This window comes from Bradyrhizobium nivariense (assembly GCF_029846695.2).
Taxonomy (GTDB): domain Bacteria; phylum Pseudomonadota; class Alphaproteobacteria; order Rhizobiales; family Xanthobacteraceae; genus Bradyrhizobium.
On sequence record NZ_JARWCR020000024.1, the window covers coordinates 59,033 to 72,941 of the forward strand.

Annotated in this window: 17 protein-coding genes; 10 read left to right on the plus strand and 7 right to left on the minus strand. The window is 64.2% G+C overall.

What is annotated here, in order from left to right; translation table 11 throughout:
- Window positions 1–13 precede the first annotated feature (13 nt).
- From QCM77_RS20915 to QCM77_RS20940, 6 genes are all read right to left on the minus strand, one after another.
- Entirely contained in the window at window positions 14–355 is a 342-nt protein-coding gene (locus QCM77_RS20915; protein ID WP_279684694.1) for an MmcQ/YjbR family DNA-binding protein, read from the minus strand.
- A gap of 128 nt (window positions 356–483) precedes the next feature.
- Entirely contained in the window at window positions 484–1,260 is a 777-nt protein-coding gene (gene lepB, locus QCM77_RS20920; RefSeq protein WP_279684696.1) for a signal peptidase I, read from the minus strand.
- A complete protein-coding gene (tldD, locus tag QCM77_RS20925; protein ID WP_279661102.1) occupies window positions 1,257–2,684 on the minus strand; it encodes a metalloprotease TldD in 1,428 nt (475 codons plus the stop codon). Before tldD ends, lepB begins: the two co-directional genes overlap by 4 nt.
- 150 nt (window positions 2,685–2,834) lie before the next feature.
- Window positions 2,835–3,185 carry a type II toxin-antitoxin system RelB family anti-toxin transcriptional regulator gene (gene relB / locus QCM77_RS20930; protein WP_279684697.1) on the minus strand — a complete coding sequence of 117 codons (351 nt, stop codon included), beginning with the start codon at window positions 3,183–3,185 and terminating at the stop codon, window positions 2,835–2,837.
- Window positions 3,160–3,546, minus strand: coding sequence for a type II toxin-antitoxin system RelE/ParE family toxin (locus QCM77_RS20935; RefSeq protein WP_279661104.1), 387 nt, complete (start codon window positions 3,544–3,546; stop codon window positions 3,160–3,162). Before QCM77_RS20935 ends, relB begins: the two co-directional genes overlap by 26 nt.
- A gap of 98 nt (window positions 3,547–3,644) precedes the next feature.
- Window positions 3,645–4,202: an invasion associated locus B family protein gene (locus QCM77_RS20940; RefSeq protein ID WP_279661105.1), complete on the minus strand. Its 558-nt coding sequence runs from the start codon at window positions 4,200–4,202 to the stop codon at window positions 3,645–3,647.
- A gap of 444 nt (window positions 4,203–4,646) precedes the next feature.
- Here QCM77_RS20940 and coxB point away from each other — a divergent pair, with 444 nt between their 5' ends.
- From coxB to QCM77_RS20985, 9 genes are all read left to right on the plus strand, one after another.
- Window positions 4,647–5,486 carry a cytochrome c oxidase subunit II gene (gene coxB / locus QCM77_RS20945; RefSeq protein ID WP_279661106.1) on the plus strand — a complete coding sequence of 280 codons (840 nt, stop codon included), beginning with the start codon at window positions 4,647–4,649 and terminating at the stop codon, window positions 5,484–5,486.
- A gap of 88 nt (window positions 5,487–5,574) precedes the next feature.
- A complete protein-coding gene (gene ctaD / locus QCM77_RS20950; RefSeq protein WP_279661107.1) occupies window positions 5,575–7,200 on the plus strand; it encodes a cytochrome c oxidase subunit I in 1,626 nt (541 codons plus the stop codon).
- A 60-nt stretch (window positions 7,201–7,260) separates the two neighbouring features.
- On the plus strand, window positions 7,261–8,205 hold the full coding sequence (locus tag QCM77_RS20955) for a heme o synthase (RefSeq protein ID WP_279684699.1): 945 nt from the start codon (window positions 7,261–7,263) through the stop codon (window positions 8,203–8,205).
- Entirely contained in the window at window positions 8,202–8,378 is a 177-nt protein-coding gene (locus tag QCM77_RS20960; protein WP_279661109.1) for a cytochrome c oxidase system small membrane protein, read from the plus strand. The genes QCM77_RS20955 and QCM77_RS20960 overlap by 4 nt, the downstream gene beginning before the upstream one ends.
- A 5-nt stretch (window positions 8,379–8,383) precedes the next feature.
- Window positions 8,384–9,034 carry a cytochrome c oxidase assembly protein gene (locus QCM77_RS20965; RefSeq protein WP_279661110.1) on the plus strand — a complete coding sequence of 217 codons (651 nt, stop codon included), beginning with the start codon at window positions 8,384–8,386 and terminating at the stop codon, window positions 9,032–9,034.
- Window positions 9,035–9,110: 76 nt separating this feature from the next.
- Window positions 9,111–10,007 carry a cytochrome c oxidase subunit 3 gene (locus tag QCM77_RS20970; RefSeq protein ID WP_279684701.1) on the plus strand — a complete coding sequence of 299 codons (897 nt, stop codon included), beginning with the start codon at window positions 9,111–9,113 and terminating at the stop codon, window positions 10,005–10,007.
- Between the two features lie 197 nt (window positions 10,008–10,204).
- Window positions 10,205–10,606 carry a DUF983 domain-containing protein gene (locus QCM77_RS20975; protein ID WP_279661112.1) on the plus strand — a complete coding sequence of 134 codons (402 nt, stop codon included), beginning with the start codon at window positions 10,205–10,207 and terminating at the stop codon, window positions 10,604–10,606.
- Window positions 10,603–11,364 (plus strand): SURF1 family protein, encoded by a 762-nt coding sequence (locus QCM77_RS20980; RefSeq protein WP_279661113.1) that lies wholly within the window; start codon window positions 10,603–10,605, stop codon window positions 11,362–11,364. The genes QCM77_RS20975 and QCM77_RS20980 overlap by 4 nt, the downstream gene beginning before the upstream one ends.
- Window positions 11,365–11,469: 105 nt before the next feature.
- Window positions 11,470–11,835 (plus strand): nuclear transport factor 2 family protein, encoded by a 366-nt coding sequence (locus tag QCM77_RS20985; RefSeq protein ID WP_279684703.1) that lies wholly within the window; start codon window positions 11,470–11,472, stop codon window positions 11,833–11,835.
- Here QCM77_RS20985 and QCM77_RS20990 read toward each other — a convergent pair.
- Window positions 11,832–13,172 carry a histidine kinase gene (locus QCM77_RS20990; RefSeq protein ID WP_279684705.1) on the minus strand — a complete coding sequence of 447 codons (1,341 nt, stop codon included), beginning with the start codon at window positions 13,170–13,172 and terminating at the stop codon, window positions 11,832–11,834. The genes QCM77_RS20985 and QCM77_RS20990 overlap by 4 nt on opposite strands.
- Before the next feature lie 85 nt (window positions 13,173–13,257).
- Between QCM77_RS20990 and QCM77_RS20995 the strand changes: the two genes are divergently transcribed.
- Window positions 13,258–13,902, plus strand: coding sequence for a response regulator transcription factor (locus QCM77_RS20995; RefSeq protein ID WP_279661116.1), 645 nt, complete (start codon window positions 13,258–13,260; stop codon window positions 13,900–13,902).
- Window positions 13,903–13,909: the final 7 nt, after the last annotated feature.

The following is a 13,909-nucleotide window of genomic DNA, read 5'->3' on the forward strand; positions in this document are numbered from 1 at the left end:
CGGCGGCCATCACTTACGGGCTGGCATCGAACGCGGCGCGTGCCGCTTTCGATGCCAAAGCGCGCCAGCGCCGCCGCAACAACGGCTCGATGATTGCGCGCTTTGCCTTCGACAGGCGGATCAGCACGATCGGATAATCGGCGTAGTGATCGGTGACATAGAAAATCTTGGGCTGGCTCTCGACCAGCATCGCGCGTTCGTCGATCGGCACGTCCGGCATCACCAGACTGTCGCCGTCCTCCTTCAGCCGCGCCAGCATCTTCTTGCGCACTTTCAGCGCCGGCGTGCCGTAGGAAGTGCCGTCCTCGACCTCCGGCCACGTCAGCGCGAATTTTCTGACGTCGTCGAAGGTCATGGGATGTCTCCGCAATCGTCACCCTCATCCTGAGGAGCCGCGCTCTTGCGCGGCGTCTCGAAGGATGGGCCGCGGACCTCATGGTTCGAGACGCGCGAAGACGCGCTCCTCACCATGAGGGGATCAGCTCAATGCACGGCGGTGAAAAACCGCGCCATGCGAAATCCGGACAGCCAGGTCCACACCGGCTGGCCGCGGATACCGAGATCCCAGGATCCGAGCACGGCATCCGCGCGGCCGACCAGATTGTCGATCGGCAACAGGCCGACGCCGCCGGAGCGCAAGGGCACGCGGCTGTCGGCGGAGTTGTCGCGGTTGTCGCCGAGCACGAAGAGATGGCCTGATGGCACCGTCACTTCCTGCGTGTTGTCGAGCGGACCGTTGTCGCGCATCTTGAAGATCAGATGCGAGACGCCGTTCGGCAGTGTCTCGACATAGCGATAGGCGGGCTCGCTGCCGCCATTGTCGTCCTCGGCGGCGCCAACGCCGTCCGGCTTCAACTCGGCGGGGCGGTCGTTGATGAAGAGCTGGCCCTGCCGCAGCTGGATGCGGTCGCCGGGCAGACCCACGACGCGCTTGACCCAGGCCTGCGAGCGGTCGCCGGGCCAGCGGAAGACGACGACGTCGCCTTGCTTCGGCGTTTCCGCGAAGACACGGCCGCTCTCGGGCAGGTTGATCTGGATCGGCAGCGACGAGGTGCCGTAGCCGTAGGGGAATTTCGAAGCGATCAATGCGTCGCCGATCAGCAGCGTCGGCTCCATCGAGCCCGACGGCACGTAGAACGGCTCGGCCAGCGCACCCTTGGCGATGAACACGGCGGCGACGATGCCGGCGAGCTGCACCAGTTGGCCGCCCCAGCCGCTGCTCTTCCGCTTGGTGGTGACAGTTATCTTCTCGACACTCATCCGCCCGTTCCACCCACCGTAATGCGTTCCATCAATAGCGACGGCTGGCCGACGCCGACCGGCACGCCCTGGCCGTTCTTGCCACAGGTGCCGATGCCGGTATCGAGCGCGAGGTCGTTCCCGATCATGCGAATGCGATGCAGGTCGGTCGGCCCGTTGCCGATCAGCATGGCGCCCTTCAAGGGCGCGCCTAACTTGCCGTTCTCGATCTTGTAGGCCTCGGTGCACTGAAACACGTATTTGCCCGAGGTGATGTCGACCTGGCCGCCGCCGAAATTCGCCGCGAAGACGCCGTTCTTCACCGAGGCGAGGATCTCGGCCGGATCGCGATCGCCCGCGAGCATGTAGGTGTTGGTCATGCGCGGCATCGGCACATGGGCGTAGCCCTGGCGGCGGCCGTTGCCAGTCGGCTTCATGTTCATCAGGCGCGCGTTCTGGCGGTCCTGCATGTAGCCGACCAGGACGCCGTCCTCGATCAGCACGGTGCGGTTGGTCGGCGTGCCCTCGTCGTCGATCGACAGCGAGCCGCGGCGCGAGGCAATGGTGCCGTCGTCGACCACGGTAACGCCCTTGGCCGCGACCTGCTGGCCCATCAGGCCTGCAAACGCAGACGTCTTCTTGCGGTTGAAGTCGCCTTCCAGCCCATGGCCGACCGCTTCATGCAGCATCACGCCGGGCCAGCCGGCCCCGAGCACGACGTCCATCTCGCCGGCGGGGGCGGGAATCGATTCCAGATTGACCAGCGCCTCGCGCAGTGCGCCGTCGGCGGCGTCGCGCCAGTTCTTGCTTTCGATGAACTCGGCGTAGCCGGCGCGGCCGCCATAACCCTTGCTGCCGCTCTCCTGGCGGTCGCCCTGGCCGGCGACCACGGAGACATTGACGCGCACCAGCGGGCGGATGTCGCGATAGCTCTCGCCGTCGGGCCGCAGGATCTCGACCACCTGCCAGGTCGCACCCAGGCTGACGCTGACCTGCCGCACCCGCGGATCCTTGTCGCGCAGATAGGCGTCGATCTCGGCGAGCAGTTTGACTTTGGTCTCGAAGCCGGGGGCATCGAGCGGATTGTCGTCGGCGTAGAGCCGCACATTGGTGCGCGGGGGAGGCGCAGCGAAGCTGCCGGAATAACCGCCGCGCACGGCCGCGACCGCGTCCGCAGCGCGAATCAGCGCTGGCAGCGACACGTCGGAGGAATGGGCGTAGCCGACCGCGTCGTCCTTGACGGCGCGCAGGCCAAAACCCTGCGAAGTGTCGTAGGTTGCCTGCTTCAGCCGCCCATTGTCGAACATCAGCGCTTCGGTCTGGCTGTACTCCAGGAACAATTCGCCGTCGTCGGCACCGGCAAGCCCGCGCGCGAGCTCATTGCGAACCTGATCGCGGTCGAGATTGGCGCGGTCGAGCAGGGAGGTTGTGGCAGGGTTGGTCATGCGTCCGTCCATTATCGGGGGATGTGGGGCAAGATAATGGTTTCCCGGCGGTTCCGCGAGGGGCTTGGCCGTCACATTACGGAAACGATAGGGTTGGCGTGTGATCGACGCCTGACGCCGCTCAGGCTCTTCCGAGAGGCATGGGACCTCTCAGAGGACGACCTCAATTCCCTTCCGTTGTATGACATTTAGCAAGGTAAGCGTCGCACCCGTCGGGCGCTTCGCACCGCGCTCGAGCTGGGAGACATAGCCAACCGTCAGATTGAGGAGCTGGGCAAAGACGGCCTGGCTGAGATTGGCTTCCTCCCTCAGGGCCTTGATCGCCGGTCCGGACATAGGAGTGGTGGCCGCTACCGGAATGTCGGCCTTATGGCGCATCGTAATCTTCTCGTGAGCAGACTTCGTCAGCAGGCCGCTCGCACGCATGTCCTGCGCCGTCTCCAGCAGCTCTCTCGCAAGCCGGCTGGGCTTCGCTTTAGCCTTTCGCGGTCTCGTCGCCATCTTGCACCTCAATCAAAGTTCCATCTCTCAGAGCTTGCCCGATCTTGGCGTCGCTGGCGGTCAGGAACGAAGCAGCAATCTCACGCAAGGTCGTCAGTTCGGTGTCATCGATATTTTCTCGCTCGCTCTTGGCAAAGCCGAACAGGAACACCGAGCGTTCTGATCCAAATCCGATAAGAAGCCGAAAACCCCCTCGCTTGCCTTCGCCCGGCCGTGCAACGCGTTGTTTGATGATCCGGCCGCCAAGATCGGCATCAATCAAGCCGCGCGTAGCGCGCTCAATTGCCATTATCAGGCTCGCATCCGGGATGCGGTTCTGACGGGCAAAGCGCGCAAGCGTCTTAGTCTTGAAAATACGCACCGGCGCCTCCCCGAGTCTATAAACTATAGTTTATAGGACGGCAATGCAAGGCAGGCGATGTCGAGGAGGCGAAACCCGAGGCTGCGAAGAACAAAAGCCTACGGCAGCTTGTCATACCCCTCGCCGAGCCCGTTCAGGCTGAGCGGGAAGCCGATGCCTTCTTCCGGGGTCTCGAAGATGATGAAGGTCGCGGTCTTGGCGGTGCGGAGCTGGCCGAGCAGCTTGTCGTCCATGACGACCTCGGCGACGCAGCCATTGGGCAGGCAGCGGACGAAGCCGGCGCGGCCGACGTCCTGGTTGTCGAGCTTGAGGCCGAGGCCGGAGGGCAAAAGCACGCCGAGGGGGGCGACCACCCGCATCAGGCGGCTCTTCTGGTCGGCGGTCTTGAGCACGATCACGGTCAGACCGGCGTTGGAGCGGTCTTCGGCCACCACGCTCTGGATCAGGGCGCACTGCTCGGACTGGGCGCCCGGCGGAGTGTCGCAGCGGATCTGCCAGTCGCCATGGACGGAGCGTACCGCGCCCTGCGCATGGGCGAGACTTGGTAAGAAAAAGCCTGGGAGCGCCAGGACGACCGCCGCCAGCAGGGCAGCCAACATCGTGAGGCCGCTAGCCTGCCTTTTAGCCCGCCTTGCCATGCCTCTCGAAAACCCCATCGGGTCGGTCCCTCTGCTCGCCTGGGTCGCTCGCTGGCGGACTGATACGGGAATGACGGCGTCTTGAAGGCGATTCGCAAGCAAATTCCACGCCGCCACGGCCGCCGTCGCCCGCACGAATCAGGTTCCTGTGCGGCTGTCTGCCAGTGCCTACCGCGGGCAATTCCGCTGTCAAGCCGCAGCACCCCGGGAAACGGCATTTTTGTCTGATGTTACTAGGAAATATCTTGCGGGTGATCGCGGACAGACAAGGCTCAAGACTGCATTGCGATAGATCAAGAATTATGGTTTGAGAGGCTTGATTTCGGCGTTCTAGCGATCTGGCCCAATTCCTCTTAGAGGTATTCTTGCGCGGCGGTTTGTCAGACGGGCGGATCGAATAAAGCGTTTCCCGGAAATAGGGGGATGCACTTGGGGTGATTTCGTTAGGGGAGCGCGAACGGCATGAAGATGTCGATGGGCCCGGTGGGCCGGCACTTGCTGGGATTGGCCGTGGCGGGTCTGACGCTGGCGACGGGCGGTGCGGCATTCGCCGAGCTCGGGCAACCGGCGCCATGGGAGTGGACGCTGCAGCAGTCCGGTTCCCCGGTGATGGACAATATCGTCTGGTTCCACAATTTCCTGTTCGTGCTGATCACGGTGATCACGCTGTTCGTTCTGGCGCTGCTCGTGATCGTGGTCGTGAAGTTCAACGCGAGGGCCAATCCGGTGCCGTCGCGGACCACGCACAACACGCTGATCGAGGTGGCGTGGACGCTCGTTCCGGTGCTGATCCTGGTCGGTATCTCGGTGCCGTCGTTCCGTCTCCTGTTCCTCGAGCTCGACGTGCCGAAAGCGGACCTGACCATCAAGGCCACCGGCAAGCAGTGGTACTGGTCCTACGCCTATCCCGACAACGGCAAGTTCGAGTTCGACTCGCTGATGGCGCAGGACAAGCAGCCGCGGCTGCTCGGCGTCGACAACGAGATGGTGGTCCCCGTCAACAAAGTGGTCCGGGTCCAGGTGACCGGGGCCGACGTGATTCATGCCTTTGCGCTGCCGGCCTTTGGCGTCAAGATCGACGCCATTCCGGGCCGGCTGAACGAGACCTGGTTCAAGGCCACCAAGACCGGCATGTTTTACGGCCAGTGCTCGGAATTGTGCGGCAAGGACCACGCCTTCATGCCGATCGCCATACGCGTGGTGAGCGACCAGGAGTTCGCCTCCTGGGTTGAGACGGCGAAGAAGAAATATGCGAGCGGCGGCGCCAGCACCTACGCCTCCACGGCCGGCCCGACGCAGTAAGCGCCGGGCGAAGGGTCCGAGGGAACTGAAAGCGACATAAGGGCGGGACCTCCAGAGGTCCGATCGGGACGCAAGGCAGGATTTGAAAATGGCAACGAGCGCAGCGGCACACGGCGATCACGCGCAAGACCACGGACATGACGAGCACGCCCATCCGACCGGATGGCGGCGCTACGTCTATTCGACCAACCACAAGGACATCGGCACGATGTACCTGATCTTCGCGGTCATCGCCGGCGTCATCGGTGCCGCGATGTCGATCGCGATCCGTGCCGAGCTGATGTATCCGGGCGTGCAGATCTTCCACGAGACGCACACCTACAATGTGTTCGTGACCTCCCACGGCCTGATCATGATCTTCTTCATGGTCATGCCGGCGATGATCGGCGGCTTCGGCAACTGGTTCGTGCCGCTGATGATCGGCGCGCCTGACATGGCGTTCCCGCGCATGAACAACATCTCGTTCTGGCTGCTGCCGGCCTCCTTCGCGCTGCTGCTGATGTCGACCTTCGTCGAGGGTGAGCCGGGCGCCAACGGTGTCGGCGCCGGCTGGACCATGTATGTGCCGCTGTCGAGCTCGGGTCATCCGGGCCCGGCCGTCGACTTCGCGATCCTGTCGCTGCATCTGGCTGGCGCCTCGTCGATCCTCGGCGCCATCAACTTCATCACCACCATCTTCAATATGCGCGCGCCGGGCATGACCCTGCACAAGATGCCGCTGTTCGTATGGTCGATCCTGGTGACGGTGTTCCTGCTGCTGCTGTCGCTGCCGGTGCTCGCCGGTGCCATCACCATGCTGCTCACCGACCGCAATTTCGGCACCGCCTTCTTCGCGCCCGAAGGCGGCGGCGACCCCGTGCTGTTCCAGCATCTGTTCTGGTTCTTCGGTCACCCCGAAGTGTACATCCTGATCCTGCCTGCCTTCGGCATGGTCAGCCAGATCGTCTCGACCTTCTCGCGCAAGCCCGTGTTCGGCTATCTCGGCATGGCCTACGCCATGGTCGCGATCGGCGGCATCGGCTTCGTGGTGTGGGCGCACCATATGTACACCGTCGGCATGTCCTCGGCGACGCAGGCCTATTTCGTCGCCGCGACGATGGTCATCGCGGTTCCGACCGGCGTGAAGATATTTTCGTGGATCGCCACGATGTGGGGCGGCTCGATCGAGTTTCGCGCGCCGATGATCTGGGCGGTGGGATTCATCTTCCTGTTCACCGTCGGTGGCGTCACCGGCGTCGTGCTGGCGAATGCCGGCGTCGACCGCGTGCTCCAGGAGACCTACTACGTCGTCGCGCACTTCCACTACGTGCTGTCGCTCGGTGCCGTGTTCGGGATCTTTGCCGGCTGGTACTACTGGTTCCCGAAGATGTCGGGCTACATGTACAACGAGACGCTGGCGAAGGCGCACTTCTGGGTCACCTTCATCGGCGTCAATCTGGTGTTCTTCCCGCAGCACTTCCTCGGCCTGTCGGGCATGCCGCGCCGCTATGTCGACTATCCCGACGCGTTCGCGGGCTGGAACCTGATCTCGTCGCTCGGCTCCTACATCTCCGGCTTCGGCGTGCTGATCTTCCTCTACTGCGTGATCGACGCCTTCGCGAAGAAGGTGCCGGCTGGCGACAATCCGTGGGGTGCAGGTGCGACCACGCTGGAGTGGACGCTGCCCTCGCCGCCGCCCTTCCACCAGTTCGAAGTGCTGCCCCGCGTGCAGTAAGCCAAAGCTCGCGGCGCCCGTGACGGGCGCCGCGGCTCTACAACGAAGCGAGTCAATCCAGTGTCCGTCCTCGACCACAACGCCATCGACATCAATCCCCGCATCTCCGAAGCGGAGGTGGGCGACTACATCGCGCTCCTGAAGCCGCGGGTGATGTCGCTGGTGATCTTCACCGCGCTGGTCGGAATGGCGATGGCGCCCGGGCATTTCCACCCGGTGCTGGCCATCACCGCGCTGCTCTGCATCGCCGTCGGCGCCGGCGCCTCCGGAGCGCTCAATATGGCGCTCGAAGGCGACATCGACGCCAAGATGTCGCGCACGGCGAACCGGCCGATTCCGCGCGGCCGCATCACCCGTCCCGAGGCGATGACGTTCGGCATGACGCTCGCCTTCTTCTCGGTGATGACGCTCGGCATCCTCGTCAACTGGATCGCGGGCGCGCTGCTCGCCTTCACCATCTTCTTCTACGTCGTGATCTACACGCTTCTGCTGAAGCGCTGGACCGCGCAGAACATCGTGATCGGCGGGGCCGCCGGAGCGCTGCCGCCGGTGGTGGCCTGGGCCGCGGTCACAGGCACGGTCGACGTCGAGCCGCTGCTGCTGTTCGCCATCATCTTCTTCTGGACGCCGCCGCACTTCTGGGCGCTGGCGCTGTTCCGCTCCGACGATTACGCGCGCGCCGGCATTCCGATGCTGCCCAACGTCGCCGGTCCCGACGCGACGCGTCTTCAGATCCTGCTCTACACCATCGTGCTGATCGCGGTCGCCGCTGCGCCCTGGGCGCTCGGCTATTTCGACGCCATCTACGGCATCGTCTCGCTGATCCTCGGCGCCGGCATGCTGGTACTCGCCATCAACGTCTATATCCGCCGCGAGCGCAGCCAATCGCTGCGTGCGACCCGCAAGCTGTTTGCTTTCTCCATCCTTTATCTGTTCGCGCTGTTTGCGACCTTGCTGGCCGAGGTCGTGTTCCGCGCGCTTGCTCCGATGGCAGGGGGCGCATGATCGCAGCAATGGCCGACAAACCTGAGATAGATGGAATCGTCCTCACCGAGGCGCAGAAGAAGAGCCGTCGTCAGCGCTCGATCGCGATTGCGCTCGCGCTCGGCGTGCTCGTGGTGTTGTTCTTCGCCGTGACCATGGTCAAGGGACCGGCCGTGCTCGTCCGGCCGATGTAGGGAAGATGGATCGAGAGCCCACGATATCGCGGGATCAGAGCCGGACGGCCAGCAAAGGGCGTGGGCCTTTCAAGGGTGTCGGCCGCGACGTGCTGGTTGCCTCGATCTGCGGCGGCGTGGTCGCGCTGATGGTCGGTGCCTCCTACGCGGCGGTGCCGTTCTACAACTGGTTCTGCCGCGCCACCGGCTTCAACGGCACCACCCAGGTCGCGATCTCGGCGCCGGCTAGCGGCCCGATCGCACGAAAGATCGCGGTGCGGTTCGATTCCAATGTCGCGCCCGGCCTGCCCTGGAAGTTCGAGCCGGAGCAGAGCGAGATCGAGGTTAATATCGGTCAGGTCGTGACTGTCTTTTACACCGTGACCAACCAGGCCGCGCGGACCACCGCGGGCCAGGCCGCCTACAATGTCGCGCCGCTGACGGTCGGATCCTATTTCCAGAAGATCAACTGCTTCTGCTTCACCGAGCAGACCATGGCGCCCGGCGAGAAGCGCGAGATGCCTGTCGTGTTCTACGTCGATCCGTCGATCGCCGACGACCACGAGAACGACGGGCTGAACACGATCACGCTGTCCTACACTTTCTATCCGGTGCGCGATCCGGTGGTGAAGCCGCTCGCATCCGGCGACGACGACAAACGCAAGGGAAATCTCTGATCGCCGGGCTCGCGCCCGGGGGGTCGGAATAAGGGGATAAGTGCCGGACGGGCACGGGATTGAGGAGAGAGACCGCATGGCAACGGCGCACACCAAGCATCACGACTACCACCTGGTCGATCCATCCCCGTGGCCCGTCGTCGGCTCCATCTCGGCCTTCATCATGGCGGTCGGCGCGATCACCTGGATGCACCACATGTTGTCGGCTGCGCCGGTCATCTTCGGCGTCGGCACCGTCGGTGTGCTCTACACCATGGCGAGCTGGTGGGCCGACGTGATCAGGGAAGCCCAGTACAAGGGCGACCACACCCGCGTCGTGCAGCTGCATCACCGCTACGGCATGATCCTGTTCATCGCCTCGGAGGTGATGTTTTTCGTCGCCTGGTTCTGGGCCTATTTCAACGCGGCGCTATTCCCGGCCGACGCCGTCCACGCCACCCGCGATGCGGTGTTCGGCTGCGGTCTTGGTACCGCGGCCGGCGCCTGCGCCGTGCCTGGCACCTGGCCGCCGCACGGCATCGAGACCTTCGATCCCTGGCATCTGCCGCTCCTGAACACGCTGATCCTGCTCACCTCCGGCACCACCGTGACCTGGGCCCATCATGCGCTGCTCGAGAACGATCGCCAGGGCCTGAAATACGGCCTGATCCTCACCGTCGTGCTCGGCGCGCTCTTCACCTGCGTGCAGGCCTATGAGTACAGCCACGCGGCATTCTCCTTCGGCGGCAACGTCTACGGCGCGACCTTCTTCATGGCGACCGGCTTCCACGGTTTTCATGTGCTGGTCGGCACCATCTTCCTGCTCGTGTGCCTGTTCCGCGCCTATGCCGGCCACTTCACGCCGACCCAGCATCTCGGCTTCGAGTTCGCCGCCTGGTACTGGCACTTCGTCGACGTGGTCTGGCTGTTCCTGTTCCTCTGCATCTATGTGTGGGGACATGGCGCCGAGACCATGGCCCACGGCGCGCACTGAGCAGCGGTTGGATTGATCAGAAAGGGCGGCCGCAGGGCCGCCCTTTCGCTTTTGCGTCCCGGTTTTGGCGGAAATTGTGGTAAAGCGTCTTCGAGCGAAGCGGATACCGGTTCGCGTGAAGAAAACCCGTCGAAACAAGAATCTGGAGCCTCGGTTCTGATTCAACCAGAACCGATAATGCTCTAGAGTCCGCCATCATGAACGACACCGCCGGCCCATCCGAGCCCGAGACGACCGTCCTGCAAAGCGCGCTGCGCGGGCTCGCCTGCAAATGCCCGCGTTGCGGCCAGGGCAAGCTCTATGCGGGCTTCCTGACGCTCGCGCCTTCCTGCAACCGTTGCGGCCTCGACTACGCCTTCATCGATTCCGGCGACGGTCCGGCGATCTTCATCATCATGCTGGCCGGCGCGATCGTGGTCGGCTGCGCGCTCGTCGTCGAAGTCAAGTATCAGCCACCGTATTGGCTGCATGCAGTGCTGTGGCTGCCGCTGATCCTCGCCACCACCCTGCTGCCGTTGCGCGCGATGAAGTCGCTGCTGATCGCGCTGCAATTCCACCACAAGGCGGCGCCGGGCCGGCTGGTCGACCGCGCGAAATGAACGAGACCGCGCGCAAGCCGCGCGTGGCCGGCTTCGCGCTGTTCACGCTTTTCCTGACCGCGGTCTGCATCGCGCTCGGCCTCTGGCAATTGCAGCGCCGCCTCGCCAAGCACGAGCTGATTGCCGCGCTCACCGAGCGTCTTGCGGACGCGCCGGTCGCGCTGCCGCCGCCGGCGCAATGGGCCGCGCTAAGTCCCGCGCGCGATGAATTCCGCCGCGTCAGCTTTACCGCGACCTATGCGCATTTGCCCGATGCGATGGTCTATTCTCCCGGGTCCGCCGTGCGCACGGACGCTTCAGGCCCCGGCACCTGGGCGTTCCTGCCGGCACGGCTGCCGAGCGGTGAGACGGTCGTGATCGATGCGGGCTTCGTCGAAAACACCATGCAGGATCGCCGCGTCGAGGATCGCGCGGTCAAGAAGCTCGTCACGGGCCAGGTACTCGCGTTCACCGGCTATCTGCGTTTCCCCGAGGCACCGGGCTGGCTGACCCCGGCGGAGAACCGCGACAAGCGGCTCTGGTTCGTGCGCGATCATGTGGCGATCGCGAGCACGCTGGGCTGGGGCGCGGTTGCGCCGTTCTATGTCGACCTCGAACAGCCCGTGCCCGAGAACGGCATCCCGCGGCCGGGGCCGCTCGACGTGCATCTCAAGGACGATCACCTGCAATACGCCATCACCTGGTTCACGCTTGCAGGCGCCGTGCTGATCGCCTTCGCCGTGTGGGCAAGAGGGCGGCGGCAGAGCTGGGCTCCGTAGATCGTCTGATGGAACCCGGTATCGCCCGGGGTTTACCATTCAGCGCACATTCACGAGTGTGGTCCTAAGCCGCCAGTAATTTTTCGCGGCAGACAGGATTGCGGCGTGAGCGATTTCGACCAGATGGGAATTGTCGTCGACTGGGTGGATGCCTGCAGGAAGGGCGACCTCGCGACGCTACTCGACCTCTATGCGGACGACGCCCAGGTCGAATGCACGTGTAACGGCACGCAGCACTATCGCGGCCGGAGCGAGCTCGAAGCCTATTGGCAGCCGCGGCTCAGCGCTTTCTCGTCGGCGGGTTTCGGGCTGGAGGAGATCCATCCCGCGCCCCATGGCGTCGATCTCGAATATTCCGTCGCCGGCGCGCTGCGCATCCGCGCCTCGTTTTGCTTCAGCCCGGATGGCAAGATCCGCACCACGCTGTGCGAGCCGGCGCGACAGACCACGCACCTCGGCTGTGCGTGTTAGCCGGTGACCGGCGCCTCGCGTGCCGGTCCGGCGGGAAGGCGGCAGAGTACGTAGGTTCGTTCGTCCACGCGCAGCAGTGACAGCGATCCGCTGAGCGCGCGCACGCGCTCATGCATGCCGGTCAGACCACGGCCGAACATGTTGCCCTCGGGAATGCCGCCGCCGTCGTCGGAAATCTCGATGACGACCGTCTCGTCGGCGAAGGTCGCCTGCACATGGGTATTGCTGGCCCCGGCATGGCGCAGCACGTTGGTCAGCGCCTCCTGAATCACGCGATAGACGGTCCGAGCCAGCGGCCCGTCGATCCCGTTGAGATCTGGATCGAGCGTGTCCGTCAGGCCGATATACGGTGCCTGCTTGCGAAAGTTCCGAAGCAGCGTCTGCACACTGGTCTCCAGACCCAATTCCTCGATGTAGAGCGGTCGCAAGCGGTCGAGGATGCGGCGGTTGGTCTGCTGGAGCGCCTCGACCGATTGCAACACCTCCTGTGCCGGACTGCCGAGATTTCCCGCCGGAGGCGAGGCCTCGACCAACGCGATCGTGCCGGCGCGGATGCTGAACAGCAGCGGGCCGAGCTCGTCGTGCAGTTCGCGCGCGAGATCACGCCGCTCGTCATCCTGGAGCGACACCAGGCGGTGCAGCAGGTTGCGATTGTCCTGGCTCAATTGCGCCAGCGTCGCGGCCAGCGCATTGGCCTCCTCGCAGCTTTGCCGGATTTCCGGCGGTCCTCCGACCGGGATCGGCGTTGCGTAGTCGCCGCGCCGCATCCGCGTCAGCCCTTCGCCGAGATATTGCAGCGGGCGCAGGGCCGATCCCGCGAAAACATAGGCAATCGTGCCGGTGAGCACCATCAGCACGGCGACGAGGCTGGTCAGCGCGAGAAAGCCGATCCACTTCTCGAACAGGTCGGCCGACAGGTCCGGCAGGAAGACGAGATCGCCGACGCGCTGGCCGTCGATCGTGACCGGAGCTGCCGCGTCCATGTCCGGAATGGTGAGCAGATCGGCAAACCATTGCGGCACGCCATGCGGCTTGCGCAGACCGTCCTTCGCTGAGGAGGCGGGACCCGCTTCTACAGCGCGGAATTGGATATCGGAGGAGATGTCCAAAGAATGGACAAAGGCGTCGAGCGTCTGCCGCGGATTGTTCGAGGCGTGCAGAGTGTTGTTGAGCGCGGCGGCAACCGTCCGGATCGAACGCCGCCCCGGCTCGTTCTCGTCGGCCAGTTGGTCGGTCGCGAAGATTTGGAACAGCACGCCGCCCATGATCAGCGCGGCGAGAAAGCTCATGCCGAGCGGCAGAAACAATTGGGTCCGGAATGAGAGGCGTTGCCACATTAGGTCAATTCTAACGCGCATCGGCCGGATTTGCTCTTTCCATTTGTTCCCGGCGGTTTATGAGTCGAAAAACAAGAGAGCTGCGATGCAAGATTCCGCCAAGCCGGCAACCAGGGTCCTGATTGTCGACGACCATCCCGTGGTGCTGTCCGGTTGTCGCACCCTGTTCGCCTCCGACCATTCGATCCGGATCGACGAGGCGACCGACGCCAGATCCGGGCATCGCGCCTATTTCAGCAAGCGGCCTGACGTCACCGTGATCGACATCAGCCTGCCCGATGTTTCCGGCTTCGAACTGATGCGACGCATTCGCAAGGACGATCCCGACGCCAAGATCATCATGTTCAGCATGAACGACGATCCGGCCTTCGTGGTGCGGGCGGTCGAGCTTGGGGCGCAGGGCTATGTCTCCAAGGGCGACGATCCCAGGATCCTGCTCAAGGCGGTGCGCAAGGTGGTCGCGGGCGACAATTTCATCTCGCCGCAGCTCGCGGAAGCGGTGACGTTCTCCGGCGCGGCGATCAAGGCCAATCCGGCCTCGCAGATGACGCCGCGGGAGCTCGAGATTCTTCGCCTGCTGGGTCGAGGCGACAAGATCGTCGAGGTCGCCGAGGCGCTCGGTATCTCCTACAAGACCGTCGCCAACACCACGTCCCTGCTCAAGCAGAAGCTCGGCGCCAAGAACCATTCCGACCTGATCAGGATCGCGGTGGAAATCGGGATGAGCTGACCCCCGG

Excerpts from the sequence above, each read along its gene's own strand:
- lepB (WP_279684696.1), bottom strand. The coding sequence starts at position 1,260 with ATGAGTGTCGAGAAGATAACTGTCACCACCAAGCGGAAGAGCAGCGGC.
- QCM77_RS20940 (WP_279661105.1), bottom strand. The coding sequence starts at position 4,202 with ATGGGGTTTTCGAGAGGCATGGCAAGGCGGGCTAAAAGGCAGGCTAGC.
- QCM77_RS20990 (WP_279684705.1), bottom strand. The coding sequence starts at position 13,172 with ATGTGGCAACGCCTCTCATTCCGGACCCAATTGTTTCTGCCGCTCGGC.
- QCM77_RS20965 (WP_279661110.1), top strand. The coding sequence starts at position 8,384 with ATGGATCGAGAGCCCACGATATCGCGGGATCAGAGCCGGACGGCCAGC.
- QCM77_RS20975 (WP_279661112.1), top strand. The coding sequence starts at position 10,205 with ATGAACGACACCGCCGGCCCATCCGAGCCCGAGACGACCGTCCTGCAA.
- relB (WP_279684697.1), bottom strand. The coding sequence starts at position 3,185 with ATGGCGACGAGACCGCGAAAGGCTAAAGCGAAGCCCAGCCGGCTTGCG.
- QCM77_RS20980 (WP_279661113.1), top strand. The coding sequence starts at position 10,603 with ATGAACGAGACCGCGCGCAAGCCGCGCGTGGCCGGCTTCGCGCTGTTC.
- ctaD (WP_279661107.1), top strand. The coding sequence starts at position 5,575 with ATGGCAACGAGCGCAGCGGCACACGGCGATCACGCGCAAGACCACGGA.
- coxB (WP_279661106.1), top strand. The coding sequence starts at position 4,647 with ATGAAGATGTCGATGGGCCCGGTGGGCCGGCACTTGCTGGGATTGGCC.
- QCM77_RS20960 (WP_279661109.1), top strand. The coding sequence starts at position 8,202 with ATGATCGCAGCAATGGCCGACAAACCTGAGATAGATGGAATCGTCCTC.
- QCM77_RS20915 (WP_279684694.1), bottom strand. The coding sequence starts at position 355 with ATGACCTTCGACGACGTCAGAAAATTCGCGCTGACGTGGCCGGAGGTC.
- QCM77_RS20970 (WP_279684701.1), top strand. The coding sequence starts at position 9,111 with ATGGCAACGGCGCACACCAAGCATCACGACTACCACCTGGTCGATCCA.
- tldD (WP_279661102.1), bottom strand. The coding sequence starts at position 2,684 with ATGACCAACCCTGCCACAACCTCCCTGCTCGACCGCGCCAATCTCGAC.
- QCM77_RS20995 (WP_279661116.1), top strand. The coding sequence starts at position 13,258 with ATGCAAGATTCCGCCAAGCCGGCAACCAGGGTCCTGATTGTCGACGAC.